This window comes from Pseudomonas protegens (assembly GCF_013407925.2).
Classification (GTDB): Bacteria; Pseudomonadota; Gammaproteobacteria; order Pseudomonadales; family Pseudomonadaceae; genus Aquipseudomonas; species Aquipseudomonas fluorescens_AP.
The window spans coordinates 657,126-683,415 of sequence record NZ_CP060201.1 but is presented as its reverse complement, the minus strand read 5'-3'; the positions used below and the strand labels follow the sequence as shown (position 1 = coordinate 683,415).

At 58.8% G+C, this 26,290-nt stretch carries 24 protein-coding genes; 14 read left to right on the top strand and 10 right to left on the bottom strand.

Annotation, left to right across the window (positions count from 1 at the left end; translation table 11 throughout):
* Positions 1 to 429: 429 nt before the first annotated feature.
* From GGI48_RS03140 to GGI48_RS03130, 3 genes are all read right to left on the bottom strand, one after another.
* Positions 430 to 1,623, bottom strand: a complete 1,194-nt coding sequence (locus tag GGI48_RS03140) for a radical SAM protein (protein ID WP_179596919.1) — start codon at positions 1,621 to 1,623, stop codon at positions 430 to 432.
* A gap of 759 nt (positions 1,624 to 2,382) precedes the next feature.
* Positions 2,383 to 2,841 carry an Hsp20 family protein gene (locus GGI48_RS03135; protein WP_016968718.1) on the bottom strand — a complete coding sequence of 153 codons (459 nt, stop codon included), beginning with the start codon at positions 2,839 to 2,841 and terminating at the stop codon, positions 2,383 to 2,385.
* A 204-nt stretch (positions 2,842 to 3,045) separates the two neighbouring features.
* Positions 3,046 to 3,300, bottom strand: a complete 255-nt coding sequence (locus GGI48_RS03130; protein ID WP_042942417.1) for a bacteriocin immunity protein — start codon at positions 3,298 to 3,300, stop codon at positions 3,046 to 3,048.
* A 268-nt stretch (positions 3,301 to 3,568) separates the two neighbouring features.
* Here GGI48_RS03130 and GGI48_RS03125 point away from each other — a divergent pair, with 268 nt between their 5' ends.
* The gene (locus GGI48_RS03125; RefSeq protein ID WP_179596917.1) at positions 3,569 to 5,017 is read left to right on the top strand and encodes a PAAR domain-containing protein; all 1,449 of its coding nucleotides are present in this window, start codon (positions 3,569 to 3,571) and stop codon (positions 5,015 to 5,017) included.
* Positions 5,014 to 5,412: a hypothetical protein gene (locus GGI48_RS03120; protein ID WP_047303568.1), complete on the top strand. Its 399-nt coding sequence runs from the start codon at positions 5,014 to 5,016 to the stop codon at positions 5,410 to 5,412. The genes GGI48_RS03125 and GGI48_RS03120 overlap by 4 nt, the downstream gene beginning before the upstream one ends.
* Positions 5,413 to 5,977: 565 nt before the next feature.
* On the opposite strand, the gene GGI48_RS31090 is transcribed toward GGI48_RS03120, so the two are convergent.
* Both GGI48_RS31090 and GGI48_RS03115 read right to left on the bottom strand, forming a co-directional pair.
* Positions 5,978 to 6,343 (bottom strand): hypothetical protein, encoded by a 366-nt coding sequence (locus tag GGI48_RS31090; RefSeq protein WP_260620691.1) that lies wholly within the window; start codon positions 6,341 to 6,343, stop codon positions 5,978 to 5,980.
* A 155-nt stretch (positions 6,344 to 6,498) separates the two neighbouring features.
* On the bottom strand, positions 6,499 to 7,491 hold the full coding sequence (locus GGI48_RS03115) for a 2OG-Fe(II) oxygenase (protein WP_260620611.1): 993 nt from the start codon (positions 7,489 to 7,491) through the stop codon (positions 6,499 to 6,501).
* Positions 7,492 to 7,596: 105 nt separating this feature from the next.
* Between GGI48_RS03115 and GGI48_RS03110 the strand changes: the two genes are divergently transcribed.
* The gene (locus GGI48_RS03110) at positions 7,597 to 8,205 is read left to right on the top strand and encodes a TetR family transcriptional regulator (RefSeq protein ID WP_179596915.1); all 609 of its coding nucleotides are present in this window, start codon (positions 7,597 to 7,599) and stop codon (positions 8,203 to 8,205) included.
* Positions 8,202 to 8,888: a hypothetical protein gene (locus GGI48_RS03105; protein ID WP_179596914.1), complete on the top strand. Its 687-nt coding sequence runs from the start codon at positions 8,202 to 8,204 to the stop codon at positions 8,886 to 8,888. The genes GGI48_RS03110 and GGI48_RS03105 overlap by 4 nt, the downstream gene beginning before the upstream one ends.
* Before the next feature lie 160 nt (positions 8,889 to 9,048).
* Here GGI48_RS03105 and GGI48_RS03100 read toward each other — a convergent pair whose 3' ends face one another.
* The 3 genes from GGI48_RS03100 to GGI48_RS03090 all read right to left on the bottom strand — a co-directional run bounded on the left by GGI48_RS03100 (position 9,049) and on the right by GGI48_RS03090 (position 11,723).
* Positions 9,049 to 9,477 carry a hypothetical protein gene (locus GGI48_RS03100; RefSeq protein ID WP_260620610.1) on the bottom strand — a complete coding sequence of 143 codons (429 nt, stop codon included), beginning with the start codon at positions 9,475 to 9,477 and terminating at the stop codon, positions 9,049 to 9,051.
* Positions 9,478 to 9,589: 112 nt separating this feature from the next.
* Positions 9,590 to 10,249: a hypothetical protein gene (locus tag GGI48_RS03095; protein ID WP_016963272.1), complete on the bottom strand. Its 660-nt coding sequence runs from the start codon at positions 10,247 to 10,249 to the stop codon at positions 9,590 to 9,592.
* A 403-nt stretch (positions 10,250 to 10,652) separates the two neighbouring features.
* A complete protein-coding gene (locus GGI48_RS03090) occupies positions 10,653 to 11,723 on the bottom strand; it encodes an SDR family oxidoreductase (protein WP_179601898.1) in 1,071 nt (356 codons plus the stop codon).
* Between the two features lie 74 nt (positions 11,724 to 11,797).
* Here GGI48_RS03090 and GGI48_RS03085 point away from each other — a divergent pair, with 74 nt between their 5' ends.
* On the top strand, positions 11,798 to 12,181 hold the full coding sequence (locus GGI48_RS03085) for a MerR family transcriptional regulator (protein WP_016963274.1): 384 nt from the start codon (positions 11,798 to 11,800) through the stop codon (positions 12,179 to 12,181).
* Between the two features lie 37 nt (positions 12,182 to 12,218).
* Here GGI48_RS03085 and GGI48_RS03080 read toward each other — a convergent pair whose 3' ends face one another.
* Positions 12,219 to 15,869 carry a transporter substrate-binding domain-containing protein gene (locus tag GGI48_RS03080; RefSeq protein WP_179596912.1) on the bottom strand — a complete coding sequence of 1,217 codons (3,651 nt, stop codon included), beginning with the start codon at positions 15,867 to 15,869 and terminating at the stop codon, positions 12,219 to 12,221.
* Between the two features lie 98 nt (positions 15,870 to 15,967).
* On the bottom strand, positions 15,968 to 17,167 hold the full coding sequence (locus GGI48_RS03075) for an EAL domain-containing protein (RefSeq protein WP_047303581.1): 1,200 nt from the start codon (positions 17,165 to 17,167) through the stop codon (positions 15,968 to 15,970).
* A gap of 221 nt (positions 17,168 to 17,388) precedes the next feature.
* On the opposite strand from GGI48_RS03075, the gene GGI48_RS03070 reads away from it, so the two are divergent.
* The 9 genes from GGI48_RS03070 (at position 17,389) to GGI48_RS03030 (ending at position 26,180) form a co-directional block, all read left to right on the top strand.
* Positions 17,389 to 18,018 (top strand): response regulator transcription factor, encoded by a 630-nt coding sequence (locus GGI48_RS03070; protein ID WP_016963277.1) that lies wholly within the window; start codon positions 17,389 to 17,391, stop codon positions 18,016 to 18,018.
* 193 nt (positions 18,019 to 18,211) lie between these two features.
* Positions 18,212 to 18,964 (top strand): molecular chaperone, encoded by a 753-nt coding sequence (locus GGI48_RS03065; protein ID WP_183757214.1) that lies wholly within the window; start codon positions 18,212 to 18,214, stop codon positions 18,962 to 18,964.
* Positions 18,961 to 19,458: a fimbrial protein gene (locus GGI48_RS03060; RefSeq protein ID WP_103740124.1), complete on the top strand. Its 498-nt coding sequence runs from the start codon at positions 18,961 to 18,963 to the stop codon at positions 19,456 to 19,458. Before GGI48_RS03065 ends, GGI48_RS03060 begins: the two co-directional genes overlap by 4 nt.
* A gap of 7 nt (positions 19,459 to 19,465) precedes the next feature.
* On the top strand, positions 19,466 to 20,548 hold the full coding sequence (locus GGI48_RS03055) for a hypothetical protein (RefSeq protein ID WP_179596908.1): 1,083 nt from the start codon (positions 19,466 to 19,468) through the stop codon (positions 20,546 to 20,548).
* 306 nt (positions 20,549 to 20,854) lie between these two features.
* On the top strand, positions 20,855 to 21,418 hold the full coding sequence (locus tag GGI48_RS03050; protein WP_042940615.1) for a fimbrial protein: 564 nt from the start codon (positions 20,855 to 20,857) through the stop codon (positions 21,416 to 21,418).
* A gap of 301 nt (positions 21,419 to 21,719) precedes the next feature.
* On the top strand, positions 21,720 to 24,218 hold the full coding sequence (locus tag GGI48_RS03045) for an outer membrane usher protein (protein ID WP_409565339.1): 2,499 nt from the start codon (positions 21,720 to 21,722) through the stop codon (positions 24,216 to 24,218).
* Positions 24,219 to 24,233: 15 nt separating this feature from the next.
* The gene (locus GGI48_RS03040) at positions 24,234 to 24,989 is read left to right on the top strand and encodes a fimbria/pilus periplasmic chaperone (RefSeq protein ID WP_047303586.1); all 756 of its coding nucleotides are present in this window, start codon (positions 24,234 to 24,236) and stop codon (positions 24,987 to 24,989) included.
* Positions 24,901 to 25,629: a fimbrial protein gene (locus GGI48_RS03035; protein ID WP_080963048.1), complete on the top strand. Its 729-nt coding sequence runs from the start codon at positions 24,901 to 24,903 to the stop codon at positions 25,627 to 25,629. The genes GGI48_RS03040 and GGI48_RS03035 overlap by 89 nt, the downstream gene beginning before the upstream one ends.
* An 8-nt stretch (positions 25,630 to 25,637) precedes the next feature.
* Positions 25,638 to 26,180: a fimbrial protein gene (locus GGI48_RS03030; RefSeq protein WP_179596906.1), complete on the top strand. Its 543-nt coding sequence runs from the start codon at positions 25,638 to 25,640 to the stop codon at positions 26,178 to 26,180.
* Positions 26,181 to 26,290: the final 110 nt, after the last annotated feature.

The window sequence follows — 26,290 nt, the reverse complement described above, 5'->3', positions numbered from 1 at the left end:
ATGCCATTGGCTATGCCATGCTCGATCCCCCATCCATACCGGCGCTTTCCCACTGTTCAAGCAGCAAACTGCGCCAAACGATCACTGGCGGTTCAACAGGCGCCGCGCCCGGTTGGCGCTGTTGCGTTTTCTGCGGCTCTGGCGAAGTCATCTCGTTCAGCCCGACCCGTAGCTGCCGGTGGCGATAGTAAAAAACGGGAAGTAACGACCGAGGCTGTGTGAAAGCGTCAATGAAAATTGCACGCCTACGTAAACTTCAGGTCTGCCGACTCACAAAATACCAGCAGGTTTTACGTAGCAACGCGGACGTCAAAACGGTGCGTGAGTTTTCATGCGGCCTCGGCTCATAGACGCCAGTTTTCGCTGGGCGGCAACACAGTGAAGACCAGTCTTTGTCCCGGGCTGGTGTTTTATGACGCGAAACAATCTTCAGCTCTGATCCGTCACCATGTTTGAATCCTTGCGTGCCAATGGTGAACTTGCCCCTTTCCTGCCTTCATAACGACCAAAAAACAGGTAGTGCTGATAACCACTGGAGAAGGCGCTATTGGCAATTGCGGCCTTCACATCATGGTTCGACTGTAGATACTGATGCTCATCAAAGTCTTCTGCGCTAACTTCGTCGTCCTGCTTTCCAAGTGCTTCATTGTCAATCGGGAGACCTAGAAGGCTGCGGCGTTGAAAATCCATAATGCGACTGACAGCGTGGCGCTCCAGCGGCCCTTGGTTGGGATACATGGCGTACTCGTGCAAACCATTTTTTGCGCAACGATTGCACATGTCGACGCAATTTTCTTTAGTGGATTTAAGGCTTGTTAGCTGCTCCAGTGGCAGATCCAGATACTTTCCGACTTGGTACTCGGATTGGTTGAAGATAGAGCAGCAAAGTACAGTGTTGCCGTTACAGTCAAGTACCAGCATTTGATCTTTTAGCTTGCACGCCCGCTTCGGGTAGTGTTTGACCAGGTTGATCAGATCGTCGTAGGGCGGTAATGCGAGTCTATTAAGGGTTTCACGATCTGCTTCGGTGACGGACGGATCGCGCTCGATGATGGCAAAGGTTTTTTCCAGCGGCATCATCACAGAATAACCTGTGCTGAAACTGAAGCCCAAGCGCTCGCTGAACTCGCGCATCAAGCTTTCTTCTTCCAGGTTGTCTAAGTAGCGATGGTAGTAGACTTCGATCAATGTATTAAGATTGTATTGCTGCTTGATGTCATGCAGCATGATCATGTTTTGTTTTACAACTTCGATGTCACCTCCCACATGTCCCTGTGCGTAGGTGTTTTGATGGAAGCCGGACAGCGAAATACGGAAAAATGAAGGCTCAGCCCGTAGGGCTTGTTCTATGTTCTTGGCAATGTTCAAGTTGGTGCTAATACCGCTGGCAATGCCTGCGGCGTTTATTGTTTGGATAAATTCACCAATTCGCGGGTGAATTAAGGGCTCAGTCCAGTTGTAAAGATGAATCGAGTCGACACCCTCCAGCTTGGCTTTTTCTACTATTTGCCTGAACGTCTCGATCTGCATGGATTTTTTGAAGTTGTTGTTTTCAGAGTTTCCCATGGGGCATGAGGGACAGCTTAAATTACACGCTCCAACTATATCGATAAACATGTGCATTATGGGGCTCTTTATATAAGTTGTGTGAGTGCTGCTGCAGGCTTTCGGTGTTAAATGCGATTTGGTGATCGCTGAATTTCATGCTGGCAATTTGACGCATTTTTTTCAAAGCAAAATTCGAGCCATGGTAGGGGGCGATACGATTATATTAGGTCGAATCTGGCTGTTCTATGCTGGTCGCGACTGGCTGCTTCTGGCTAAAAACAGGCGTTAGTAAGTTGATCACCGGATGTTATTGAAACGATAAACCGCACGATCTCTACCCAGAAACCGTCATCCAGCGTATTCCACTTCGATAGTTCAACATGTCAGCGCTTGTTGGTGACTGGCCATCGCGGGCTAAAAAGCTAAGGGCATAACGCCTTGCCTTTAAGCCGATTACATCTGGCTGTTTGACGACGGTAAAGGCTTGTCTCTCATGGAGCTTCACCAATGATCCGCACTTATACTTTCAACCCATCCAGCTCACCCGTGACGACACCGACCATACCGTCCTATATCTGAACGCCAATGCCTCGTTGCCTGATCTGTATACCTGCACTCAGCAACGCATCGGCGCAGCCCGTTGGAAATTTTCGACTGCGCTTCTGGCTCGCAGTACCTTTCACAAATCCACTTTGCCATCGACCTGTTGCTCAGTGAGGGTTTCGATCTGCTACGTACCTGGGTGATAGAACATTGGGGCAGGTTGATCCTGCCTAATCCCGGCTTAGTACTCGACAAAAAAGAGGCGCTCCGCAGAGCGCCTCCCCATGCCGGTTACTGCTCGCTGACCGGCTTCGAATCAGCAGCCTCAGCTCCCCCGATCATGATGCGTTTAGGCTTCGCTTCCTCCGGTACAACCCTGAGCAGGTCGATGCTCAGCAGACCGTTGGTGAGCTTCGCACCCTCCACCTCGATGTGATCCATCAAGCGGAACGACAGCCGGAATGCCCGCTGTGCGATACCTTGATGCAGGTAAGTGACAGCTCCGTCGCTTTCTCGTTTGTCACCGGTGACGGTCAACACACCTTTTTCAACCTGAATGTCCAAATCCTCTTCGGCCAGGCCTGCTACCGCGATAACGATCCGGTAGTGATCATCACCGTGCTTTTCGACGTTGTGCGGAGGATAGGAAGTACCGGCCTCACTGCGAAGCGCCGATTCAAAAAGGTCGTTGAAACGGTCAAAGCCGACCGAGTGGCGGAAAAGTGGGGCCAGCGAAAGGGTAGTAGCCATTGCAAAATCTCCTGAGGTTTCTCCAAGTGATTTGAGGCGCGGCCCGCATTCGGCACCGCGCAAGAACCTAGGTATGTGCCAGAAGCAAAACTTCAAGAGCCCCAAAAAATTGATTTTATCTATCAATTTCAAAGAGTTAATCGCCGTTTTTCAATGTGGCGAAGATGCTCGTTGAGTCGTTACAGGTTCTGGCGGTGAATTCAATCAGCCGTTCTTGAGTCCCGGCAGTCCCTGAGCTTTGCGCCATTCCTTCACGGTACTGGTCACCCCCTCGGCGGAGTTATCCGCGCCGGGCTCAGGGTGGAAAATCAGGTCGTAGCCATCTGGATGGCCGGCGAGCTTGCTGAACCTTTCAAGCAACTCGCCTAGCTCATCGTCCGTCCCGCTTTTGTTGACGGTTCGTATGTTTTTCACGAAGGAAATGAATTCGGCTTCGGTCAAATCAGAAATGTCTTCCATGTAGTGCCTGTTCTCTTTCGTGAGGGTCAATGGGGTTTCGTGGGTCGTTGATCTTCAAGCTTTCTGCGTCTTACGCCACCCAAGCGTCTTGGTCTGCGGGGGCACTTTCAAGGGCTCGGCTCTGGGTTCGTTATTCTGCCTCAGCCACCGACCCTCAGCGCCACTCACCGCGTTTTGAGAATCTCCTTAAGGCCCTGCCCGAACTCCTGCGTTAGCGTTTCCTGTCTCCCGGACGGGAGGCTTTTTCACTCATAGCGCAGGATGCCAAATGATCGCTTCCTCTCGCCTGGGCGACAGCCATGTCTGCCCGCTGCCGGGGCACGGCACTACGCCCATCGTTACCGCTTCCAGCAACGTCATCATCAACGGCATGGGCGCGGCCCGGGTCGGTGATGTCTGTGGCTGCGGCGCGGTGATTACCACAGGATTTCCTTCTGTGCTGGTCAATGGCCGGCCCCTGGCCCATGTGGGCAGTCTCACCAGTCACGGTGGCAGCATCGTCAGCGGCTCTGGCGATACCTTCGGCGGCTCGCTTTTCGCGCCCGCCGACGGCGCCGCCATCGTCAACTTCGCCACGCTGGGCGCCATCCGCGCCGATGGCTCGGTGGATGAGTCGCGCATGGCCACGCTGCTGGCCGATCCGGCTCTGACGGAAAAAGCCCAGGCGGCCAATGCGCTGGTCAGCCCGTTGGCTGCCTCCACGGCGGCCCTGCAGGAGGGCGTCGAGCCGGGGTTTCATATCGTCGAGCAGCCCATGTCCCGCTCGGCACTGGAGTCCATACTCTTCGCCAGGCCCGATAGCGCGGTGCTGGAGAAGTTTCGCCGCCTCAACCCGCAACTCAGCGACTACGCCAAGCCGGGGCAATTGATCGTTCTCAGTGATCCGGCCAACGTCCAGTGCACCCGTGAGGAGGCCTGGCTGATGGAGGCGGCGGAGAAGGTCAACGCGGCACTTGAGCCCATGAGCGATGAAGAGGCCAGTTTCCTGGCGCGCCATCGTGATCTGCTGGAGTCCTTTGCCTCCCAGGGATCGACCGCGCTGGGCGTCGGCGCCGCGATCTTCGCCAAGAACCTGGAGGATGTGAAAGCCTCGCTGCGGGATATCGAGAGCTTGCATCAGCGTACTTTTCAGCAGCATGGGCATTTGCGTTCTGCCGAGTTTTTTGCCGAGCGCAAAAGGTTGCTGGCGCAATTGGATACTCGGCTGACTGCCTTTACCCGCAAGGGGATCGGTTTTCCCGAGCATCCCAAGTTGAAAACGGCGCTGGGGATTTCCAGTCGCAGTCTGGTGCATCACTGGAAACTGGCTGGCGCACCGGGGCAGATACCGGGGTATGCGACGAATATGCAAGGCGTGGCAAAGGCGTCTCAGTATGTAAAGCGCTTGGGCTGGCTGGGTGTCGGGTTGGGTGGGGGCGCTTCGTATCTGAAGGTTCAGGAGGTGTGTACGGCGGGCAATGTTGAGGCTTGTGAACGGGTGAGATTGACAGAGGGAGGCAGTTTTCTCGGCTCTGTGATTGGTGGCGCGGCGGCCGGTTCTTTTCTGTCCGGTGCCTCCGCCGGAGCTCTATGTGTGGCTATAGGTGTACCTACTGGTGGGGGCGCTACTTTCGCTTGCGGTCTTATAGTAGTGGGTACCGGTTCTTACACCGCAGGCATGATTGCTGGGAAGGGTGGAGAAGTGCTGGGGGAAGTGATTTATGAGAGCAGCAGATGAATTGGATTGAGGTGACCTATTACACATTCGTCATTGGCTTCGCCATAGTCCTGATCGGGATGGTTATCTGGATAGGCGTGTGTCTGCATCTGGCATACACACGCATGGATGAAATACTGGAGCTTCTAAAAAACTGCTCTGCGGTTATGAATCGTGCCCCTCTCAGGCATGGCGGGCCTTGGGGTAAGTTGTTACTTATAGGTGGTATATCGGGGGTGATTACTTTTCCAGGGGTATACCTTAAGCATGGCGGAGTTAGTGTCGAGGATTTAAATAATTTCCCTGTTCGGCTTAAACGGAAGTTGGCTGTATTGCAATGGTGTGTGATAGGGCTGCTTGTAATGATGTGCGTTTTGGTTGCAGGTATGAAAATAATAAAGAAATACATTATTTGAATGCGCAGCGAGCTGGCTCGGAGTTGGTTTGTATATCGCATATACCGATATGGATGAGATGCTTGAGCGACTTAAAAACTGCCCCGCAATCATGAATAGAGCGTCGCTCAAGCGCGCCGGGCCAGCGGGGAGGCTGTTTCTAATGGGGAGTGTTGTTGGAGTGATTGCCTGGCCTGCGATGTACATACGTGATGGGGGCGCAAGCATCGAAGATATCAATAATTTTCCCCGACGCCTTAGAAGGAAGCTGGTGGTCTGGTACCGAGCAGGTGCAGTTCTATTGGGGGTTCTTCTTTTGCTGTGGTCTGTCGGTCAATACATGGGCTGGGTTAAGTGAGTGGTTGATGGCATTTCATCTAGTTTTGGGTGGCGCAGGGGGAGCGGGTGTCGGACGAGCTGACACAACCGGCCAGTGACAGCAGACACACACCGAACAGCATTCTTTTCATGGGACTTCCTGTGCTCAAACACACCGCCTCCAGCAGGCGGCTGCGGACGCGGATCATACCCGCGACCTGTTGGCCAAAGGCGCAGAGCGGGTATTGAGGGGCAGGAGTAGGGCGTCCTAACCCTTGTCGCCATGCACCAATATCCGGCCGTCATACCCACAGCTGATCCAGCGACCGGCGCGGGTGGGGAGCACATCGGTTGCAAAGTTGTCGTGTGAGCCGATGATCGCCCCCTGCCGTGAGGGCAGGTCCCAGCGTCTGACGAGTCCGTCCTCGCCGCAGGTCAGCAGTATGTGTCGCGCCTCGAAGCGCACGCGCCGGACCGGCCCGTCATGAGCGGCCAGGCAATCCAGGAGCGCCAGCCTCGGTTCGGTCGCTAGCAGGTGCACCGCGCCGTCAAGATCACCAGCGGCCAAGGTGACGCTGCCATCAGCGTCGATCCAGCTTGCCAGCGTCCTCAGGGGGCGGCCCAGATCGAGCACTTGTACGCAGTCCCGCTCCTCGGATTGCCACAGCCTGACGGTTCCGTCCTCCGATGCGCTGGCGAAACCACCGTCGCCCGTAGGCGCGATCGCCCAGATCCAGCAGGCGTGGGCCTGACGCCTGTCCGCGGCACCTGTGGCCAGGTTCCAGACGGTCAGGCGACCGTCACAGCCCCGGTCACGAAGCGGCCAGCGCCTAACCTTGCCGAGGACAGGACGGCCGAATCCGATGTGCCGACCAACCTTGACTTGCCGGTCGCCAAGGACCAATGCCGAATCGTGCGGTCCCGCGAGTGAGAAACAAGCTCGCCAGGCGCCACGTCCACCAGACCCAGAATGGACTGTGTATGTCCGTCAAGCTGACCCAGGCAGCGGCCCTCGCGATTCCATAGCCGGATGGTTGCGTCACGCCCGGCGCTTGCCAAGCCCCGGTCGCCAAGGTCGGCAAGCGCCCATACGTAGCCGCGGTGGCCCGGCTGGAAGGGGCCGGCGACGTGCAAGGACTGCTGTGGCTCGTACATCAGGTCACTGCGCATGACGTATTTTTGGCCAGTGTCCACTAAGGCGCCGGCGTGCCAGAGGGTGTGGTCGAATACGATCAGGCTGCCCTTACGCGGGCGCAGCCTGAGCGTCGCATTCCGGTTCGACATGGCGGCGGACCGTCCCTCGAAGAACAGCGTCTCTCCGCCGCTGAATGCATCGTCGTTAAGATAAATCATGAAGGTCAGGCGTGACTGTTGGTGCTGGCGGTGGTGTACACCATCCTGGTGGGCACGGAACTGGGTGCCGGGCCGGTAGCGGCAGAAGCGCAGCCGCTCATTGATGCCGACCAGACGCCAGCCGTCCTCATCGATCACCGTTCCGAGCCTCGGCATCCGCGAGGCGCAGTGCTTCAAGCGTTCGAAGAGTCGCTCGGCCAGAGCTGGGTCGTCTGCCACGATCCGGTCATTATCGCGGTAGGAAGACGGGTAGTCAGACCCAGCGCTGGCGAACCCACACTGCTCCGTGGCTTGTATCAACGCTTCGCACTCGCTGGCCGAAAGAAACCCGTGGACCAGGACACAGCGCACCCGGTCACCCAGCGGTAGTTCGACCGAGGCCGACGGAGCAGTGGCCCCCGCCAACAGTTTTTCAGCGAAGGAATTCATCGCAATCTCCAAAGTTGGTCTGATAACCAATATTTGGAAAACTAGGGTGTGGCAGGGTCGATGTCAATGCTAAGCTGGTCGCGCAACCAACATTGGAAAGGTGACATGGCACGGCGCTCGAACACTGATGAAAGACGCGGCCAGATCGTGGCGGCACTCCAGGCCGTCATGGCCAAGGCCGGCTACGCTGGCGCAACCATAGCGGCCATCGCCCGGCATGCGGAGCTGGCCCCTGGGCTTGTGCACTACCACTTCAAGGACAAGCGCGAGATCTTGGTGGCACTGGTCGACTCACTGGCCGACTACGCCCGTCAGCGTTACGAGGCCCGCGCCGCTGAGGCCCAGACCGCCGAGCAAAGGCTTCAGGCCTATATTGCAGCACACCTGGCCTACGGTTCGGACGCGCAGCCCGATGCGGTGGCGGCGTGGGTGATGATCGGCGAGCAGTCGGCCCACGACCCAGAGGTGCGCGAGGTCTATCAGGCCGTGCTAGCGGCGCAAATGAAGCTCCTCAAGGGCCTGCTCCGGCAGCGATTCGCCGAACGCGGACGCCGCGTCCGAGGGCTCGACGCCCTGGTGGCGGGCATTACCTGCTTTATCCAGGGGGCGTTCACGCTGTCCACCACGGCGCGGCCACTGCTGCCGACGGCCTTCGCCGCACCGACGTTGTTCGCTTGGGTCGAGCGTTACATTGATGGGGAAGAGGAGCGATGAAGGGAACGCCAGAAGGACACAGCCTCTTTCCGACCGGCGCGCACAGCGCCGCCGAGGTGCCTGATGGTGTGGACTTCGCCGCCTGGGCTCGCCTCTGGGCGGAGCTTGGCGCCGGCTGCCCGCCGCGAGCAACCTACGAAGAGCTCCTGCGACGCTACCGCGAGCCCCATCGTGCGTATCACAACTGCCAGCATTTGCAGGAATGCCTCCAGGTGCGCCGACTGATCAACGCAGCCTGCCAGGCCCCCGCCGAAGTCGACCTCGCACTTTGGTTTCATGACGCCATCTACGACCCCCTTCGCAGCGACAACGAGCTGCGCAGTGCGCAATGGCTGGACGAGGTGGCACGCGATAGCGGCCTGGGCGATGAAATCCGACGCAGGCTTTACGGCCTGATCATGGTGACGCGACACGACGGCGCTCCAGCGTCGGCAGACGAGGCCGTGCTGGTGGACACGGATCTGGCGATCCTTGGGGCATCGGCCGCACGGTTTGAAGCTTACGACCGCCAAGTCCGTCGCGAGTACCGACATGTGCCGCTGTTTGTGTACCGCCGAAAGCGGCGCCAGGTCCTGGAGGGCTTCCTGGCACGCGGGCGCATCTATACGACCGAACCGTACTTCGATGCATTCGAACAGCAAGCCCGCGTCAATCTTGCAAGCGCCATCGAGCGTCTCGACTGAGAAACAGCCAACAGCGGAGGCAGGGCATTCGCCTTCTCAGGTGCCTGGCCACTTGGCAGATCAACCCGCCACCGCAAACAGATGACGGGGCATCGCCGGGCAAAAAACCATGGTTACCGGTCACACAGGCTGCCGTTACCGTTGCGCCCGTGATATCGACCTAAGGCTTGGCCCGATCCCAGCGACACTCCGCCAACCGGTGCCCATCGGTTCCGCTCTTTTCTCGCCTGTCGATGTCGCCGTCGGCGTTCAGGTAGATATGGGTGTTGGGCCATTGCGGGGTGATGCTGATGCAATGATTGCGTCCGGTGTTCTTGCTCCACCAGGAAAACTCCATAAAGAACTCGTCGTCCGGGAAGAGCACGCCATGATCGGTTGCGCCGCCTCCAGGAAGCATTCCTCCTTTATCAATCCGATCCTGGACATTCCAGATGTACCTGAGCTCATCCCGGCCGGCTTGGGAGTAGTGAACAGTCACCCTTGGCAATGCGAAGTCCCAATGGGTGACCAGCCCAAACAGCAGCGGTATCCAGAGCAGCTTTAGGTACCATGGCCGGCGCGTGCCTGCGTGGCGGGGCCAGAATTTCATCTCCATCCTTTGGGCGTATTTTTTGGGGGGGCGTGGGTTGAGAGTGGAGACGGCAGTGTCGCAGCCGGTCGTTATCCACGTCCGGCTGCTGTGTGGTTTCTCGTGCTGACGGTCAGCAGCCGGAAGCCTTGAGTTCCGTGCCGATGGTCACCGCGTTGACCTGCACTTTCTCAAAGGCCTTCTGCGCGGCGGCGTCGTATTTCTGGTCGCAGTTGAAGCGTGTCTCCATCACGTAGTCTTCGCCCTCGGCTTTGCGCATCTGCGCTTCCCACTGGTTGGCGGCGTTGAGCGCAGGATCCGAGGCCAGCACCACCTCCAGCAGCACCTCTCTGAAACCTATGGCGCGAGGGCCTTCCCAGTGGGCATAGACGGAAGGGTCGGCGGCGTTGCCGCACATGCTCAGGCAACTGGCGCTGTAGCTCAGGCCGCCACCGGACGATGCGTTGAAGGCGCCGACGGTGAGGGGTTTGCCTGGGGCGGGGGCGAAGCTGCCGACGAACTGGGTCAGGTCGGCCTGGCATTTGGGCGTCAGCTCCATGCGCAGTTTGCTGACTGTGCCGCCCTCTATGGTGGCGGTGATATCGCAGCCCTGGACTTTGAACTTGTGCTCATCGCCGAAGGATTCCCGAGGGATTCCGGCGACGGATTCAAAGTAACGCTGATTGGTGCCCAGCATCTCGCCGGTGAAGACTTGGGCCACGGAAGCGGCGTGGGCAACGTCGATAGACAGGGCCAGTGTCGAGGCAAAAAGGCCGTAGGTCAGCTTGTTCATGGCAGAGTCCTTTCAATGGGGCGGTCAGTGCCTGTGGTCATCTTCAGGCGGGTTCGGGGGGGGCGGAGTCTAGCAGGCGTCGCTGCTGAATTTTTTGGGGGCTTGCTGATTGCTCTGGGTGTTGATGCCTATCCGCGGAAAGTTGCTTCAGGCCGCAAGTGTTCACTTAAGAACGGCTGAGGACAGCGTGGCGCGCTCAGTTGCTTAAAACACGACATAAAACACCGATCGCCAAAGCAATCAGGGGCCGAGAATAGCTCATTTGCTGAACGTGGATGGCATGGATGACGATCCCTGTCGCTGAATTGTTGTTCGTTAGGATACCGCTCTACATCACTTGCCTGCGCACAGTTCCTGCCATCGGGGCTAAGCGTTGTGTCGCCCCGAGGGGAGCCGTCGGCGGCTAGCGCTTGGCCATGCAATGAGCGTTGACGAAGGTTGCAGTGTGCCGCAGAGACTGGCGTATATCCGGTTTGGCGATTGCGTGCCTGTTGGCAAATTGCTCGACGGCCGCGGTATCAAAACGCGTGGTCTGGATAAAGTCCAAGGCTTCGGGTTGGGTATTCATCAATCGCGCGACGGGAGGAATGCTCAGCAGCCACTTCAGCAGGCGAAGCGAAACGTGATGCCTGGGCGACTTCAAGCCCAAGGGTTGGGCCACCTGTGCCAACAGTTCTCGCAAGTTGGGCGTTTGCGCATCCAGCGCCAGCAGTTCCTGGCCGGCCATGGCCGGGTCAAAGGCACAGGCCGCCATCAGCTCAACCAGGTAATCCACGGTGACCAGTGGCAGCCAGTGCTGGGCGGTGCCGGGCACGGCCGTCAGCTTTCCCTGCACCAGGTTGCGTATCAGCGCCACCAGGGGCTGGCCGTCGAGGATATGCCCGGTGCGGCTGTGGCCACACACCGTCGCCGGGTGGACAACGGTCAGCTCGCCACCCTTGGCGGACATGGTCTCCAGGGTCGCAAAATGCGCTTCCAGCTTGCTCGCCTCGTAACCACCGACCTGCCGGTAGACCGTAGGCCAATCGGTCCGCTGCGGATGACGAGGATCGATGCCGATGCGTTGCAGGTGCTCGTGGTTTTTCAGCATGTAGCCGCCGATCATCACTAGCCGGCTGTTTTGCTCAGCCGCCAGCAGCGCCACGCGCTGGGCTCCTGCAACGTTCACCGCGCGCGACTGCGCCAGGGAAAGCCCCCAAGCGAAGTGGGCGCCCAGGTGGAAGACGACGCCGGCGTGCCTCAGCGCTGCTCGGTCGTCAGGACTCAGCCCGAGGTTGTCCCGTTCCAGATCGCCGGCCACGGCCAATACCCGGGTGCCCCAGCCGCCCAAATGCTCGACTTGCTCGCGCAGTGCCGCGAGTCGCTCGGGACGACGCATCAATACCCGGACGGTGTGGCCTTTCGCACTCAGGTGCGCCAGCAAATGTTGACCGATGAAGCCGGTACCCCCGGTGACAAAACACTCCACGCTCATTTCCCTGTTCCTTGTTGACGGTGAGAAATCAAGCGTAAACTGTCGACCCAACTCTACAGTCAAGCGGTGTTTTCATGAAAATCGGTGAAATCGAGGCCCGCAGTGGCGCCAGCCGCCATACGCTGCGTTACTACGAGCAAATCGGCCTGATCTCTCCGCAGCGGCGAACCAACAACTATCGCGTTTACACCGCGCAAACCCTGCAGGATCTGGACTTTATCCAGCGCGCGCAAAGCATGGGGTTTTCCCTGGGGGAAATAGGCGAAATTCTGGAGGCGCAGCGCAACCAGCAGATCGACTGTGCCGAGGGCGCCAAGCTCATTGAAAAGAAGATGGCCCAGATCAAGCAGAAGATCGCCAACTTCCAGGGTATTTATCGCTACCTGGATCAAGAGCGTGCAAAGCTCGAAGCCAGCGCCGCCGAGCAACTTGAGCTGCAGCGGCGGAACAACCCCTAGCCTGCACCCCTAGCCCGCACCCTGGGCCTGCGCCACGCTATCCCCCGTCAAGGGGTGCTGGCCCTTCGTACTGCTCAATCAGGTGCTGTTCAAGGCTCAGGATGGCCTGCTTAACCTGTTCGACACATTCGCTCACCAGGAGCATGTTCAGCTCCGGGCCCAGGCAGGCGTCTTCCAATTGCCGGCAGCTCTCCACCAGTTGCTCGCCCTTGACGACTCGCGCAGCCCCCTTGATGCGATGCGCCAACTCGGCAAGTTCCGCTGTCGCTTGCTCCCGGAGCAGTGTCTCCAGGGTCTGCAGGTCGGTGCGATTGTTGCTGAGCAGTTCACTGAGGATGTGCTGCAGCATGGTCGGCTCGCTGCCCACCAGGGTATGCAGGGACTCCAGGTCGAATACCTGTGGGGATTGGCTGCTGACGCGTTCTTCGGGCGGCAGGGGCGCGCGTTCTTCTTCCTCGACCTGACCCAGGGCCAACAGGCGCGCTTCCAGTTCATCCAGGCTGATGGGCTTGATCAGGCAGTCATTCATTCCGGCCTGGATGCAACGCTCCACTTCCTCTGGTTGGGCGTCGGCGGTCAGGCCGATGATCACGATCGGTTCGTCGTGGCTGTCGCGTTCTTCCTGGCGAATTGAGCGCGCCAGTTCGGCACCGTTCATGACCGGCATGTGGCAGTCGGTGATGATCAGGTCCAGGGCATGCTCGCGCCAGATCTTCAGTGCCTCTTGGCCATGTTGCGCTTCGACTACGTCGTGCCCGAGAAACGCCAGTTGCTGTCCCAGGACCTGACGGTTCACCGGATGATCGTCCACCACCAGAATCTGCAAGCGGTACATCTGCCGCTGCTTGATGCTGGGTGGCGGTTCTGCGGCGGCCAGGCGCTCCAGCACTTGAAGGCGCAGGTCCACCTCCACCAGGGTGCCCTGGCCCAGGGTGCTGCTCATCGACACAGTGCCGCCCATCATTTCGCACAGGGAGCGACAGATCACCAGTCCCAGGCCGGTGCCTTCGGTATTGAGCACATTGCGTTCGACCTGGGCAAAAGGTTGGAACAGGCGCTGCTGGTTGCTGGGCGATATGCCTATTCCTGAGTCTTCGACGCGCAGTTTGACGTGCAGCAGCGAGTTCTCCAGCAGATCGCCAGTGATGCTCACTTTGATGAAGCCAGCTTCGGTGAACTTGATGGCGTTGCTTATCAGGTTGGACAGAATCTGCTTGAAGCGCATGCCGTCTACCAGCACATCGCAATTGATGCGCGAGTCGATATCGAGGATGAAGCTCAGGCATTTCTGGCGTGCCAGGCCTTCGAACACACGGGCGATGGATTCCACCAGTTCGCGCAGGTTGGCGCGCTTGGGCGAAAGGCTCAGGCGTCCTGACTCGATGCGGGCGATGTCGAGGATATCGCCGATCAGGTCCAGCAGGCTCTTGGCCGAGCTGTAGGCAATCTCGATGCTGGAACGCTCGATCCGGTCGCTGTCGGCGCGTTTGAGCGCCAGTTCCAGAATGCCGATGATCGCGTTCATCGGCGTGCGGATCTCATGACTCATGGTGGCCAGGAACGTGGTCTTGGTGCGACTGGCCTGGTCGGCCAGGTTCTTCGCCTCTTTCAACTCCTGGACCAGATGGCGGTGCTTGGTGATGTCCAGCCAGCCGCAGATCACGCCTTTGGTGACGCCATTGTCGTCCTGGAAGGGCTGGATCCAGTGATCGATCCAGACCTCCTTGCCCTGCAACCTGACCTTGTACACCGAACTGATGGTCTGCCCCTCGCGCATGGCTTGCAGGTAGCTGTGATGCAGGTCGGGTTGGGCCGAGAAATGTTCCTCGGGCAGCTGTTGCACGGATTTGTGCAGGACCTGGTCGGCGCGCAGGCCGACACTCTGCAGGTAGCTGCGGTTGCACGAGAGCATGTTGCCGTCCATGTCCCGAATGTAGAGAACCGGAGGCATGTTTTCGGCCAGGGCCTCGATGAAGCGCAATTGGTCGTTCAGGGTTTTCTCGGCCTTGATCCGCCGTCGCAGATAGAGGGCCCAGGCCAGTGTCAGCACCAGCAGCAGCGTCGCGGCGGCGATGATTTCGGCGATCAGCAGCGCATAGTCGCGCCAGGTTTCGCCACTCATGCCCGGTGGCGAGCGCCAGTGGTTGGCGATGGCGTTCAGGTCGTCCGCCGGGAGGCTGAGCAGGGCCTTGTCGAGAATCGACTGCAGCTCCGAGTCGCTGCGCCGCAGGGCAAAGCTGGCGGTTGCCCGGCTGGTGTGGATCAGGTCGGCGATGTTCAGGCGATTTTGAAACAGGCGGACAATGTAGTAGCGAGCGGCCGGCAACGACACCAGGGCGGCATCGGCGCTGCCGTCATAGACCTTGTTCATGGCATCCAGGGAGGTGCCGGCCTCGATCAGTTGCGTGCTCGGATAAAGCTCGCGGACGTGTTGCAAGGTCACGTGACCTGACGGAATGGCAAGACGCTTGCCTGCCAGGTCTTCGGCGGTCAGCCCCTTGTCCTTGCTGCCACTGGGTGTGACCAGGACAAAAGGGCTGGTCAAGAAGGGCCGGGTGAAACGTAGCTTGTCCTCGCGCTGCGGACTGGCGGTCATGATGGCCATGTCCGCCTCGAAGTCGCTCATGGCTTCAATCTGCTGCGGATAGCCGCCGTTACGCACGGTCACCTGGAAATGCAGGCCGGTGCGCTGCGAGATGATCTCCAGCAGTTCGGCGGCAACCCCCGAGAACACCCCGTTGGCGTCGAAGAACGCCACGGGTGCCAGGTCATCGTTGATGATCAGGCGGATCACCGGGTGACGATCGATCCAGCGTGATTCTTCTGGCGTCAACACAACCTTTTCGCCGGTGGGGACGAAACCGCTGCCGACCCAGCGCTGGCTCAGATTGCTCAGTTTTTCCTTGCCAATGGCCTCGATGCTTCGGTCAAGGATGCGCTGAAGACGGTCGTTGTCCTTGTTGATCGCATAGCCATAGCCACCCGTGGTCAGGTCAACGAAGCGCTCGAACTTGAGGAAGCCGTAGTAAGAGCGATTGATCTGGAAGTAGGCGCTCAGTACATCGTCCAGGTACATGTCGGCATGACCAAATGCCGCGGCGGCGAGGGCTTCGTTGTGGGTGGGGTAGATCATCAAGCGGGCCCGGGGAAAGCGCGACTGGGCTTCGCTGCTGTGTTCCTTGGCCACGGCAACCCGCAGCCCGGCCAGGTTTGCCGGGGACTGGCGCTGTTCGGCGTTGCGCTTGAACAAGGCCAGCCGCCCATCGGCGAACGGGCGGGTGAACCTGACGCCATCACTGGCTGGCCCGGGGCTGTCGTAGCTGCCCATCAAGTCGATCGAGGCGTCCTGCAACGCCTGTAGGGCTTGTTCTCGAGAGGCGAAGGGAACCACCTTCATGCCGACTCCGAGCATCTGCCCGATCAATGAACTGACGTCCGCGGTAATGCCTTCGTAGCGACTGTCGTTGTAGTCGACATTGAAGGGGGGCGACTCTTCGGCGACCACGCCGATTTTCAACTCCGACTTGTGCCGTAGCCAGTGCCAGTCCTCTTGTTCAAGTATCAGGTCGTGGTGATCGAGGCGCACCGGGCTGTACAGAGTATTGGGCATTAGGGGCGCTTGGGCCGCAGCCGTCTGAGCCGCGATGGTCAGCGAGCAGATAAATAGCCAGATAAGTCGTAGGGGCATGGTTTCTTCAGGCAATGGGGGGAGGCTTGGTTGCGTCGAAAGCCCCGCAAGTACAGGGTGAAAATAGTAGCTGTAGCCGCTGGCCTTGGCCTATCAATTTAAGGCGTCAACGGGGAACTTGAGTGCTTGCTGCAATAGGCGATGAAGTGACTTTCCGGCATGGGGCGGGCAAATAGAAAACCCTGGGCAAGCGCGCCACCCAACTGCAAGAGTTGCTCCTGCTGTTCATGGGTTTCCACGCCTTCGATGATCACTTTCATTCCCAGGGCGTCACCCAGGGCCAAGGTGTAGCGGATGATGGCGCGGCTGGCGGGGTGATGTTTCATCTTGCGCACGAAGTTGCCGTCCAGCTTGATCTGGTTGAACGGCAGTTCGCATAGGCGTTGCAAGGAGGCGAAGCCGGCGCCGAAATCGTCCATGGCCAGGCCGCAGCCCATCAGGCGCAGACGCACCAGGTTTTCCAGGTTGCAGGCAGACGCGCCCAGCACACAGGTTTCGGTGATTTCAAAGGTGATGCAACTTGAAGGCACCTGGAACAGCGTCAACAAGGAGGTGACGGACTCGGTCAGCGTCGGCGAGGCCAGTTGCGCAGGGTGCAGGTTGAAGGAAAAGTTCAGCGCAAGGTCCTTTCTCGCCAGTTTGCGCCGCAGGGCCAGGCCTTGATCGAACAACTGCCAGAACAGTCGATCCAGCAGGTTGTGGTCTTCCATGATGGTCAGGAAGTGCGAGGGTGGCAGCACGCCCAGTTGGGGGTGGTTCCAGCGCGCCAGGGTTTCGGCGCCTTGCAGTGCCGCGGTATCGAGCGCCACCTTGGGTTGGTAGTAAGGCTCGAACTCTCCATTGTCCAGACCACGCACCACATCGCTCAGGGTGGGCAGGGCAATGCGCGGGAGCGGGCTGCCCAGGTCATGGCGCAAGGGCTGGTAGCGGTTCAGCAAGGTGGTCAGGCGTTCCAGGTTGAAGGGTTTGCTCAGGCTTCCAAGAAAATGCAGGCCCAGGCGCTTGATCATGGACACGGTGGTGTTGCGCAGCGCCAGATCAATCTGGCTGCAGAGGATGACCGCGCGCAGTTTGCCGCTGTGGCTGGCGTGACGCAGAAAGGCCAGGCCATCCATGCCGGGCATTTTCAGATCGCAGATGGCAATGTCCATGGCTTCACAACTTTCCAACAGCGCCAATGCCTGACTGCCGCTGATGGCTTCATGAACCTGGCCGGGTATGACCTTCCTTAACGCAGTGATGGTGACCAGGCGTTGCAGGGGCTCATCTTCCACAACTAGAACGTTCAGCTGTTGCATTGCAGGCTCGTCTCGTTTATCCGACGGATATCTTGCTTAAGCCATTTGATGCGGGTCTATTAGAGTGATCTTCATGCCTTGTAGGAAATTTCCTACTGAAAAATCAGAGCATCTGAATTTTCCAATGTTCGTCAATAACCACTTGTAACCAGGGGCAATTCCGGGGAATTTGCAGCCCGGCAGTTGCTACCCGGCGGCAAGTTACAAGGTGAAATGACATTATGCACAGCGTATTAATAGTGGATGATCATCCCGTCGTCCGACTGGCGGTGAAGGTTCTGCTGGAAAAGCACGATATGCAGGTGGTGGGCGAAACCGATAACGGGCTGGATGCGCTAGAGCTGGTACGCGAGCATGTTCCGAATGTGGTGATTCTCGATATCGGCATTCCCAAACTCGATGGCCTCAAGGTGCTGTCCCGGATCAAGGCACTGGGCTTGCCCACCGAGGTTCTGGTGCTGACTTCACAGTCCGTCGAGAGCTTTTGCAAGCGCTGCATCCAGCTTGGCGCTAGAGGCTTCGTCAACAAGGAAGAAGACCTGAGCAATCTGGTGGTGGCGCTGAATGCGGTGCTGGCCGGCTACACCTTTTATCCTTCCCAGGTCACCGATGTGTCCAGGCCGGCTGCCGAGCAGTTGTCCGAGACCGAGCTGATTGGCTCGCTGACCGATCGGGAAATGATCGTGCTGCAGTATCTGGCTCAGGGTTATTCCAACAAGGCCATCAGCGAGAAGCTGTTTCTCAGCAACAAGACCGTCAGCACCTACAAGGCCCGCTTGTTACAGAAACTCGGGCTGGGCTCGCAAGTTGGCCTGGCAGAGTTCGCCAAGCGCCATGGGCTGATTATCTGAAAGAGGCCAAAGCGGCAATATTCATACTCGGCAGCGCAGTTTGAATTGCAGGTATCTGTGCATCCTGCTCAGGCAAGTTACCAAGTTATTGCAGAGACTTTCCGTCGTTATGTAGGAAGTTTCGCAATGATAAAGGTCTTGTCTATTGAATAGACTTTGCCGGTATTTAAATGTCTGGACCGCAACTTTGATCATGATTAAACCCACCACTCTCGTTGCTTTGCTGTTGGCTTTCTTTAACGCGCAAGCGATGGCGGCGCTGGCCCTTGGTAGTTCGCGAATCATCATCCAGGCGCCCAAGACACGTGCCGTGGTCATGGTGCATAACCGTTCCCCCCATAGCGCTTATCTTGCCCAGTCCTGGATCGAGGATGCTCAAGGGCAAAAGCCTGAACGCGCGCCCGTGGTGGCCTTGCCGCCGATCCAGCGCCTGGAGGCCCGGCAGGACAACCAGTTGAACATCCAGGTGCTGCCGCAGGTGGCTGATCTGCCCCAGGATCGGGAAACACTGTTCTATCTGAATGTGCGTGAGGTTCCCCCGCGCGGCGAAGACAAGGAGGTCATCCAGATCGCTCTGCAACGGCGGATAAAAGTCATTTACCGGCCACAAAGAATACGTCCGCTCACGGTCGGCCTCACCAGTCCCTGGCTGTCGGCCTTGACCTTGTGCAAAGAACAAAGCGGAGGCTTTCAGCTGAACAATGCCACTCCCTACCATGTGACCCTCATCGAGGCCTTCGGTGATGAGTCCGGCGTAGCGCCTGTCACGGACTTCAAGCCCATGGAAATTCCGCCTTACAGTGAGCGTCGCCTTGAGGGCCAGTTCGCTCCGGGCCTCCAGCGGCCGACATTGGTCTATATCAATGATTTTGGCGGGCGTGGGCAATTGAGCTTCGACTGCCTGGATGGCGTGTGCACCGTCATACAGAACAGTGTCCGCTCATGAGACGGATAAACCTGATTGGGCGTGTGCTGTGTGGCCTGTGCACTGTCTTGATGGTGGGAAACCTAGAGGCCGCCACTCCGGGTGGGCTGTATGTGTATGTGAACTTTGAAGTGTTCGATCCTGCCAATTGCAGCGTGAATGTGCTTCAAACAAAGATAGATTTTGCCGAGGTCAAGATTGATGAGATCAATGGGCGCGAGGGCGCCAGGAAGATTGCTTATCAGATCAGTTGCAACAATCCCTCCCAGTCACCCGCACTCAAACTGAAGTTTGTCGGCTCCCCCGGCTTCAATGCTGAAGTGTTGCAGACCAGTACCAGCAACCTCGGCGTGCGCTTTCTGGTGAATGGCAAGCAACAGCCCGTCAACAGCGAGTTCTCGGTGAACTACGCCTCTGTACCCACGCTGGAGGCTGTGCTGGATGCCAAGCCCGGCAGCGTTTTGCGAACGGGTGCCTTCACTGCCAACGCGGTGCTCGTTATCACTCAGGAGTAAACTCCCTGTGGCTATTTCCACTCTGGATACAACAAGCAAGATAAGCCTGTGCCTGCCAATCTCGTGGCTGGCTCTTGCGGCAATATTTTTCTCGGTCAAGGCCTGTGCTGAGCCTGTTCCCCCAGGAACGCCGGACGGTGCCTGCTGGGGCAACAATCAGCTGAGTATTGAAATAAAGAACGGCGCTTTTACCTCCAATGAAAAGGGCGCGCTGTATGAAACGACCTATCAGACCATTCCCAGTGACTACGACGGTTGGTGCTACTCCAACAGTGGCGAGCAGAGGGCCAGCTATTTCAGGGCCGAGCTGAGTCAGACCTTGTCCCGTGTCGACAATGAGTTCTTCAGATTGACCGAAGACATCGACATGAAAATATTCGTAACGGGCAATAGTGCGCCGGAAAGCTTCGTCCCCTTCAAGGACAAATTCAATGCGGGCGCCACCGCCGGGCCTTCCGATAATGGTGTCACGCCCTTGCGCTGGGCAAACGCGGGCAACCAGGGCAAAGTCACCTTCCGTCTTCGGCGAAAGGCGCTCAGCGGGGCGGTGTACCTTCCCCCCAGCGAGCTTTTTTCGTTCTTTCGCTACTCCCAACCGGGGCGCTGGAGTCCTCAACCGCTGTACACGCTGTCGTTGAAATCACCGACCATTCTGTCGGTTCCTGCCACCTGTGATCTCAACGATGGGCAAAATTTCCTGGCGCTGAAGATAAAAGAGCCGATTGATAGCCGCAAGGTTCAGAGTATTGCGGTGAACAATGTTATCTACGGTTATAACGTGGGTAGCAAATTGACCCTTCGCTGTGACTCCGGTCAACTTGATCCGGCCAAATTGTCTGTTGGTCTGATAGGCAGTCCCGGGGAAAAGAGCGGTGCGCTGGCTACATCAAATCCGGGAATTGATCTGGCATTTTATGCTCGCTCAGGCAGTGGCGTTTATATCCCGCTTATGCCATTCCAGCAAACACCACTCAATGGACTGGCCACTAAAGGACTGCTCGAAATCGAGGTGCTAGTGCAGAAAACTTCAAAGCCCATATCCACTGGCACTCATGCCGGATATGGCGTTCTGACCCTTACCGAATATTAATTTCTGGTTGAAGCAGTATTTTTCAAGCGGCGCCCAGGTTGACACTAGCCTGGGCGCTTTTTTTATGCGCCCTGAGTCGCTAGGTAGATGCATTAAGACAAGCTAGAAGTTGACTCGGAATTTTCCTGTGCGCTTATCGAACCTTTCTTATCTTAATTCTCTTGGTTGGTAAATATAATAACTCTCGACACTCGCTAGTTGGCTGCGATTTGGTCGGCTAGTGGCATGTCATGGATTTTGCCTTGTGGTCTATCCATGTGATGCATGGTGCCAACATATCAAATGTGTACTTGTAGGGATTCTAAAATGAAATTCAGCAAAATGGCTGCAGCTGTAGCAGCAGTGATACTCAGTGGCACTTCGGTTTTGGCCATGGCGGCGGGCCAGGGCGGTGGCAAGGTCAACTTCAAGGGCAACATCAACGACTCTCCTTGCTCGATTTCCAGTGGCTCCCTGGAGCAGGTGGTGGAGTTCGACTCGATCTCCAACAGCGCGCTGAAAAATGGTGGAAAGTCCGCTCTGAAGCCGTTCTCCATCAAGCTCAACGGCTGCGACCTGGGCTCGCTGAAAAGTGCCACCGTGACCTTCACCGGCGCGCCTTCGGCGGCCAACCCTGATCTGCTGGGCTTCCAGGGCGGTACTGCCAAGGGCGCGAGCCTGGCGATCGCCGATCGCAATGGCACCCTGATCAAGCTCGGCTCGTCCTCCGATCCGCAGAATCTTTCCGACGGTGAAAGTGCGCTGAACTTCACGGCCTATCTGCAAGGCGACATGCTGGCTCCCGAAACCGAAGGCGGCGAGGCCAAGCCGGCCACCGTGGTCGCGGGTACTTTTGATACTGTGGCCAACTTTACCCTGGCGTATCAGTAACTTTGCATGAGGTGCGGCCTGGATACGCAAGTTCGCGTATTCCAGGCGCACTGCCGATCTTGTCTTAATGGGATCGCCGCCAGACTTCTCGGATATTCATTGTTTCGACGTTATAGACCATGCACTGCCATGGCGCTCGAACATGACTCTCGTTAATCAGTACTCAACACTTGCATGTTGCCTTCAGGCATATCCAATGGCGTTCCTGACAGTGTTGGGCACAGTGGTCGATCGATGCTGTTTTATGGCCAAGGGAAGCGGGCGAAAGAAGTGGTTGTCGTTGTAAAGGGAAGTTAATTACGTGGTTCAACACCGGGTATGGCTCTTCACTACGTTGTGGTCTATGGCCAGCTTGGCTAGTGCAGCCGAAGAGTTTCAGTTCAATACGGACATCCTTGATCTCAAGGATCAACAAAATCTCGATCTCGGCTTGTTTTCCAAGGCTAACTTCATTTTGCCGGGGCAATACAACCTGGTCGTTCATGTGAACCGCGACTCGTTGCCGGAAACTTCCGTGGACTACATCGCCCCGGAGGATGACCCCAAGGGCAGTGTGGCCTGCATCTCCCCGGCACTGGTGGCCGAGTTGGGGCTGAAAAAACAGCGGATCAATCAACTTGCCTGGTGGCACCAGGGCAATTGCCTGGATATCAGCAGCATTCCGGGCATGACGGTGCGTGGCGACCTGGGCGCCTCGGCCTTGTACCTGAACATTCCCCAGGACGCCCTTGAATACACCGCAAGCAACTGGGACCCGCCTTCACGCTGGGACGAGGGCATTGGCGGATTTTTATTTGACTACAACCTCAATGCCCAGACCACGGATTACGCCGGCCCTCAGGCCAGTGACCAGCAGTTGACGGGTAACGGCACCGCCGGTTTCAACCTCGGCGCCTGGCGCCTGCGGGCCGATTGGCAAGGGCAGGTGCACAAGACCTCCGGCAAGCCTAGCCAGCGGCAATTCGCCTGGAGCCGCTACTACGCATCGCGGGCGATTCCGGCGTTGCGCGCCCACCTCAGCCTGGGAGAAAACTATCTGGACTCCAACCTGTTCGGCAGCGTGCGCTACACCGGTGCCAGTCTGGCCACCAGCGACAACATGCTGCCGCCCAACCTGCGCGGCTATGCGCCGGAAGTCAGTGGCGTCGCGCGGACCAACGCGCGGGTGCTGGTCACCCAGCAGGGACGCATTCTGTACGACACCCAAGTGCCGGCGGGGCCCTTTCGCATCCAGGACCTGAGCGATGCGGTGAGCGGCAAGCTGGATGTGCGCGTCGAAGAGCAGGACGGCAGCGTTCAGGAATTCCAGCTGGACACGGCCAGCATTCCCTACCTCAGCCGCCCGGGCACGGTGCGCTACAAGGTGTCCGCCGGCCGGCCTTCGGACTGGGAGCACGAGCCCGATGGCCCGGAGTTCGCCAGCGGCGAATTCTCCTGGGGCGTGAGCAATGGCTGGTCGCTGTACGGCGGAGCGCTGGGCGCGCGGGACTATCGCTCGCTGGCCGTGGGCGTGGGCCGTGACCTGATGGCCTTCGGCGCCCTGGCGGTTGACGTGACTCAGTCCAATGCCCGCCTGGCACAAATCGGCCAGCGCCAGGGCAAGTCCTATCGCGCCAGCTATTCGAAGCGCTTCGAGGATTACGACAGCCAGGTGACGTTCGCCGGTTATCGCTTCTCCGAAGAGGATTTCATGACCATGAACGACTTTATCGAGGCCCGTCGCAGTGGCCGGTTGAACAATCAGAGCAAGGAAATGTACACCGCGACACTGAGCAAGAATTTTCGTGATCAGAACCTGAGCCTGTACTTCAACTACAACCACCAGACCTATTGGAACAACGCGCCGAGCGACCGGTACAGCCTGTCGCTGTCCCGTTATTTCAACCTGGGCGGGCTGAAGAACCTGGGCCTGTCGCTGACCGCCTATCGCAGCCAGAGCCATGGCGCGGTCGATGAAGGGGCCTATGTCTCCCTGAGCCTTCCCTGGGGCGACAGCGGCTCGCTCAGTTACAACGCCACGCTCAACCGTGGCAGCAGCGGTCACAACTTGAGCTATTACGACCGTCCGGATGAGCGCAACAGCTACATGCTCAGCGCCGGCACCGCCAGCGAGGGCAACACGGCCAGTGGCTACCTGAACCACGAGGGCAGCCTGGCCGATGTCACCGCCAGCGCCAGTTATCAGGCCGGACGCTATCGTTCCGCCGGTCTTGCAGTGCAGGGCGGGGCGACCCTGACCGCCGAAGGGGCGGCGCTGCACCGGATCACCACCCTGGGCGGCACCCGCCTGCTGCTCGATACCAATGGCGTGGCCGGGGTGCCGGTGCAGGGCAACGGCGCCAGCACTTATTCCAACCGCTTCGGCAAGGCGGTGGTGGCGGATATGAACAGCTACTACCGCAATCAGGCGAGCATCAACCTGGATCAACTGGCCGACGATGTGGAAGCCGGGCGCTCGGTGACCCAGGCCACCCTGACCGAGGGCGCGATTGGCTACCGGCGTTTCGGCATTGTTTCCGGGAGCAAGGGCATGGTCCGCATCCTCCTGCCCGACGCGAGCCCGCCGCCTTTCGGCAGCGGCGTGTTCAACGCACAGGGCCAGGAAACCGGAATCATTGGCGAAGAGGGCCTGGTGTACCTCAGTGGCATGCGGGCGGGTGACCTGATGTCGGTGCATTGGGACGGCAAGGCCCAATGCGACTTCGCCCTGACGGAGCAGGTCAACGCGGATGACCCGCAAGCGCAATTTGTCTGCCGGCCCCTTGCGGCCCGCGAAATCCAACCCCCCAGCAATCAGTAATAAGGAGTGGCCTCCATGCCGTGGTTCGACCTGAAAAAAAGCCTGCTTGTCATCGGCCTGAGCCTCTTGGCTCTGGAGTCGGTGCACGCCGCCATCGCCCTGGACCGTACCCGAATCATCTTCAATGGCAGCGAGAAATCGGTGAGCGTGGGCATCAGCAACCAGAATCCCCAGCTGCCGTATCTGGCCCAGGCCTGGCTGGAAAACGACAAGGAGGAGAAGATCAGCGGCCCCTTGACCGTGCTGCCACCGGTGCAGCGGCTCGAAGCCGGCGCCCGCAGTCAGGTGAAGATCCAGAGGCTGGCGCAGGTGGGGCAGTTGCCCCAGGACCGGGAGTCGCTGTTCTACTTCAACTTGCGTGAGATTCCACCGCGCACCGACAAGCCCAATGCCTTGCAGATTGCCCTGCAGACGCGGATCAAGCTGTTCTACCGTCCCGAGGCCCTCGTCAGGGGCGGCGGACAGAATCAGGTGCCTTGGCAGGAGCAACTGACGCTGTCCCGGGAGGGCGAGCGCTACGTGGTGCATAACCCGACGGCCTATTACGTGACCCTGGTGGATGCCCAGGTCCGCGTGGGCGGGGCATCCGTTGCAGACTTTCAGCCGGTGATGCTGGCGCCCTGGGGACGCCAGGAGTTGAGTGTCGGCGCCCGGACCCTGGGCAACGCGCCGGTGCTGACGTATGTCAACGATTTCGGCGGGCGGCCGCAACTGGAGTTTCGCTGCACGGCGGGGCAGTGCCTGGCCAGGCCGGTGGCCGATGCGAGCTGAGGCGGGCGTGACGCCACAGGGCGCGTTCGGGGTGGTCGCTGCGCAGGCGCAGTGGCTGGGCGCAAGGCTTGCGGCGCCGCCTCGGATGGGCCGGGAGCTGGCGGCCGGCGTTTTCATGAGCCGGTTGTGGCGCAGCAGAACCGGGTGCCTGGTGCTGCTCTGCGGCCTCTTGTGGCTGGGGCTGCCGAGTGTGGGGCGGGCGGCGGGGAACATGGATTTCGCCGGCGTCTTGATCGCCCCTCCGCAATGCACGGTCAGCGACAAGGACGCGCCGATCAGGGTGTCATTCGGCAACGTGTTGCTGCGCAAGATCGACGGCGAGCACTATCGTCAGCCGATCCCCTATCAGATCAAGTGTCCGGGGCTGGTGGCGCAAAACTCGATCTGGAAGATGCGCCTGACCTTCAAGGGCTCAGCGGCGGATTTCAACCCGGCGTTGCTGCGCACCTCGGTCAGTGGCTTGGCCATCAAGCTGTTTCTGGGAGCGCGGGAACTGGAGCTCAACCAGCCTCGGCAGATCAGCCTCGACAGTCTGCAAAAACCACCGGCATTCGAAGCGGTGCCGGTGAAGAAGGTCGGAGCGCAGCTTGCGTTGAGCGAGTTCAATGCTTCCGGGCTGTTGCTGGTCGAGCTGTATTAGGGGAAGTCATGAAGCGATTGCTCAACGGTTGTCTGTGCCTGTGTTGTGCCTGGCTCGTGGGGGGCTTTGGCACGGCGGCGGCTGCGCCAGACAACGTCTTTTTCAGCGGCCAGCTGATGGATCAGACCTGTACCCTGGAGCCCGGCTCCGAAACCCGGACCCTGGACTTCGAGGATGTGAGTCAGCAGGAGCTCTATCGCGACGGCAGGACCGCGAGCAAGGCGGTTGTCCTGAACCTGATTGACTGTGATGCCAGCGCCAGCAGGACCGAAGTCAAGGCGACCTTGAGCGGCAATGAAAGTCAGCAGATACCGGGCTTTCTCGCGCTCGACAGCGGCAGTCCGCAAGGCCTGGTGATTGGCCTGGAGGATGCCGCGGCGCAGCCCTTGCCCCTGGGACGCGCGCATTCCATTGGCCGCATCGGCCAGGACGGCAAGCAGTCGGTCACCTTTCTGGCCTACCTCAAGGCGCTTCCCAAGGCCCTGAGCGAGCACAGCATTGGCAAGGGGCAGCTGGCTGCTTCATTGACCTTCACCTTGAGCTATGAGTGATGGTGGGCGGGGCCGCGTCCAGGCAGCACCGTGTCCAAGACAGCACCGCGTCTAAATCGGCGCCGTTGCCCCTGGCGCACCAGCACCTTCGGCAAGCGCGGGCGCCATTG

What these genes read in the sequence shown, in the direction of transcription:
- GGI48_RS03140 (WP_179596919.1), bottom strand. Translation starts at nt 1,623, where the DNA reads ATGCACATGTTTATCGATATAGTTGGAGCGTGTAATTTAAGCTGTCCC.
- GGI48_RS03135 (WP_016968718.1), bottom strand. Translation starts at nt 2,841, where the DNA reads ATGGCTACTACCCTTTCGCTGGCCCCACTTTTCCGCCACTCGGTCGGC.
- GGI48_RS03130 (WP_042942417.1), bottom strand. Translation starts at nt 3,300, where the DNA reads ATGGAAGACATTTCTGATTTGACCGAAGCCGAATTCATTTCCTTCGTG.
- GGI48_RS03125 (WP_179596917.1), top strand. Translation starts at nt 3,569, where the DNA reads ATGATCGCTTCCTCTCGCCTGGGCGACAGCCATGTCTGCCCGCTGCCG.
- GGI48_RS03120 (WP_047303568.1), top strand. Translation starts at nt 5,014, where the DNA reads ATGAATTGGATTGAGGTGACCTATTACACATTCGTCATTGGCTTCGCC.
- GGI48_RS03115 (WP_260620611.1), bottom strand. Translation starts at nt 7,491, where the DNA reads ATGAATTCCTTCGCTGAAAAACTGTTGGCGGGGGCCACTGCTCCGTCG.
- GGI48_RS03110 (WP_179596915.1), top strand. Translation starts at nt 7,597, where the DNA reads ATGGCACGGCGCTCGAACACTGATGAAAGACGCGGCCAGATCGTGGCG.
- GGI48_RS03105 (WP_179596914.1), top strand. Translation starts at nt 8,202, where the DNA reads ATGAAGGGAACGCCAGAAGGACACAGCCTCTTTCCGACCGGCGCGCAC.
- GGI48_RS03100 (WP_260620610.1), bottom strand. Translation starts at nt 9,477, where the DNA reads ATGAAATTCTGGCCCCGCCACGCAGGCACGCGCCGGCCATGGTACCTA.
- GGI48_RS03095 (WP_016963272.1), bottom strand. Translation starts at nt 10,249, where the DNA reads ATGAACAAGCTGACCTACGGCCTTTTTGCCTCGACACTGGCCCTGTCT.
- GGI48_RS03090 (WP_179601898.1), bottom strand. Translation starts at nt 11,723, where the DNA reads ATGAGCGTGGAGTGTTTTGTCACCGGGGGTACCGGCTTCATCGGTCAA.
- GGI48_RS03085 (WP_016963274.1), top strand. Translation starts at nt 11,798, where the DNA reads ATGAAAATCGGTGAAATCGAGGCCCGCAGTGGCGCCAGCCGCCATACG.
- GGI48_RS03080 (WP_179596912.1), bottom strand. Translation starts at nt 15,869, where the DNA reads ATGCCCCTACGACTTATCTGGCTATTTATCTGCTCGCTGACCATCGCG.
- GGI48_RS03075 (WP_047303581.1), bottom strand. Translation starts at nt 17,167, where the DNA reads ATGCAACAGCTGAACGTTCTAGTTGTGGAAGATGAGCCCCTGCAACGC.
- GGI48_RS03070 (WP_016963277.1), top strand. Translation starts at nt 17,389, where the DNA reads ATGCACAGCGTATTAATAGTGGATGATCATCCCGTCGTCCGACTGGCG.
- GGI48_RS03065 (WP_183757214.1), top strand. Translation starts at nt 18,212, where the DNA reads ATGATTAAACCCACCACTCTCGTTGCTTTGCTGTTGGCTTTCTTTAAC.
- GGI48_RS03060 (WP_103740124.1), top strand. Translation starts at nt 18,961, where the DNA reads ATGAGACGGATAAACCTGATTGGGCGTGTGCTGTGTGGCCTGTGCACT.
- GGI48_RS03050 (WP_042940615.1), top strand. Translation starts at nt 20,855, where the DNA reads ATGAAATTCAGCAAAATGGCTGCAGCTGTAGCAGCAGTGATACTCAGT.
- GGI48_RS03040 (WP_047303586.1), top strand. Translation starts at nt 24,234, where the DNA reads ATGCCGTGGTTCGACCTGAAAAAAAGCCTGCTTGTCATCGGCCTGAGC.
- GGI48_RS03035 (WP_080963048.1), top strand. Translation starts at nt 24,901, where the DNA reads ATGTCAACGATTTCGGCGGGCGGCCGCAACTGGAGTTTCGCTGCACGG.
- GGI48_RS03030 (WP_179596906.1), top strand. Translation starts at nt 25,638, where the DNA reads ATGAAGCGATTGCTCAACGGTTGTCTGTGCCTGTGTTGTGCCTGGCTC.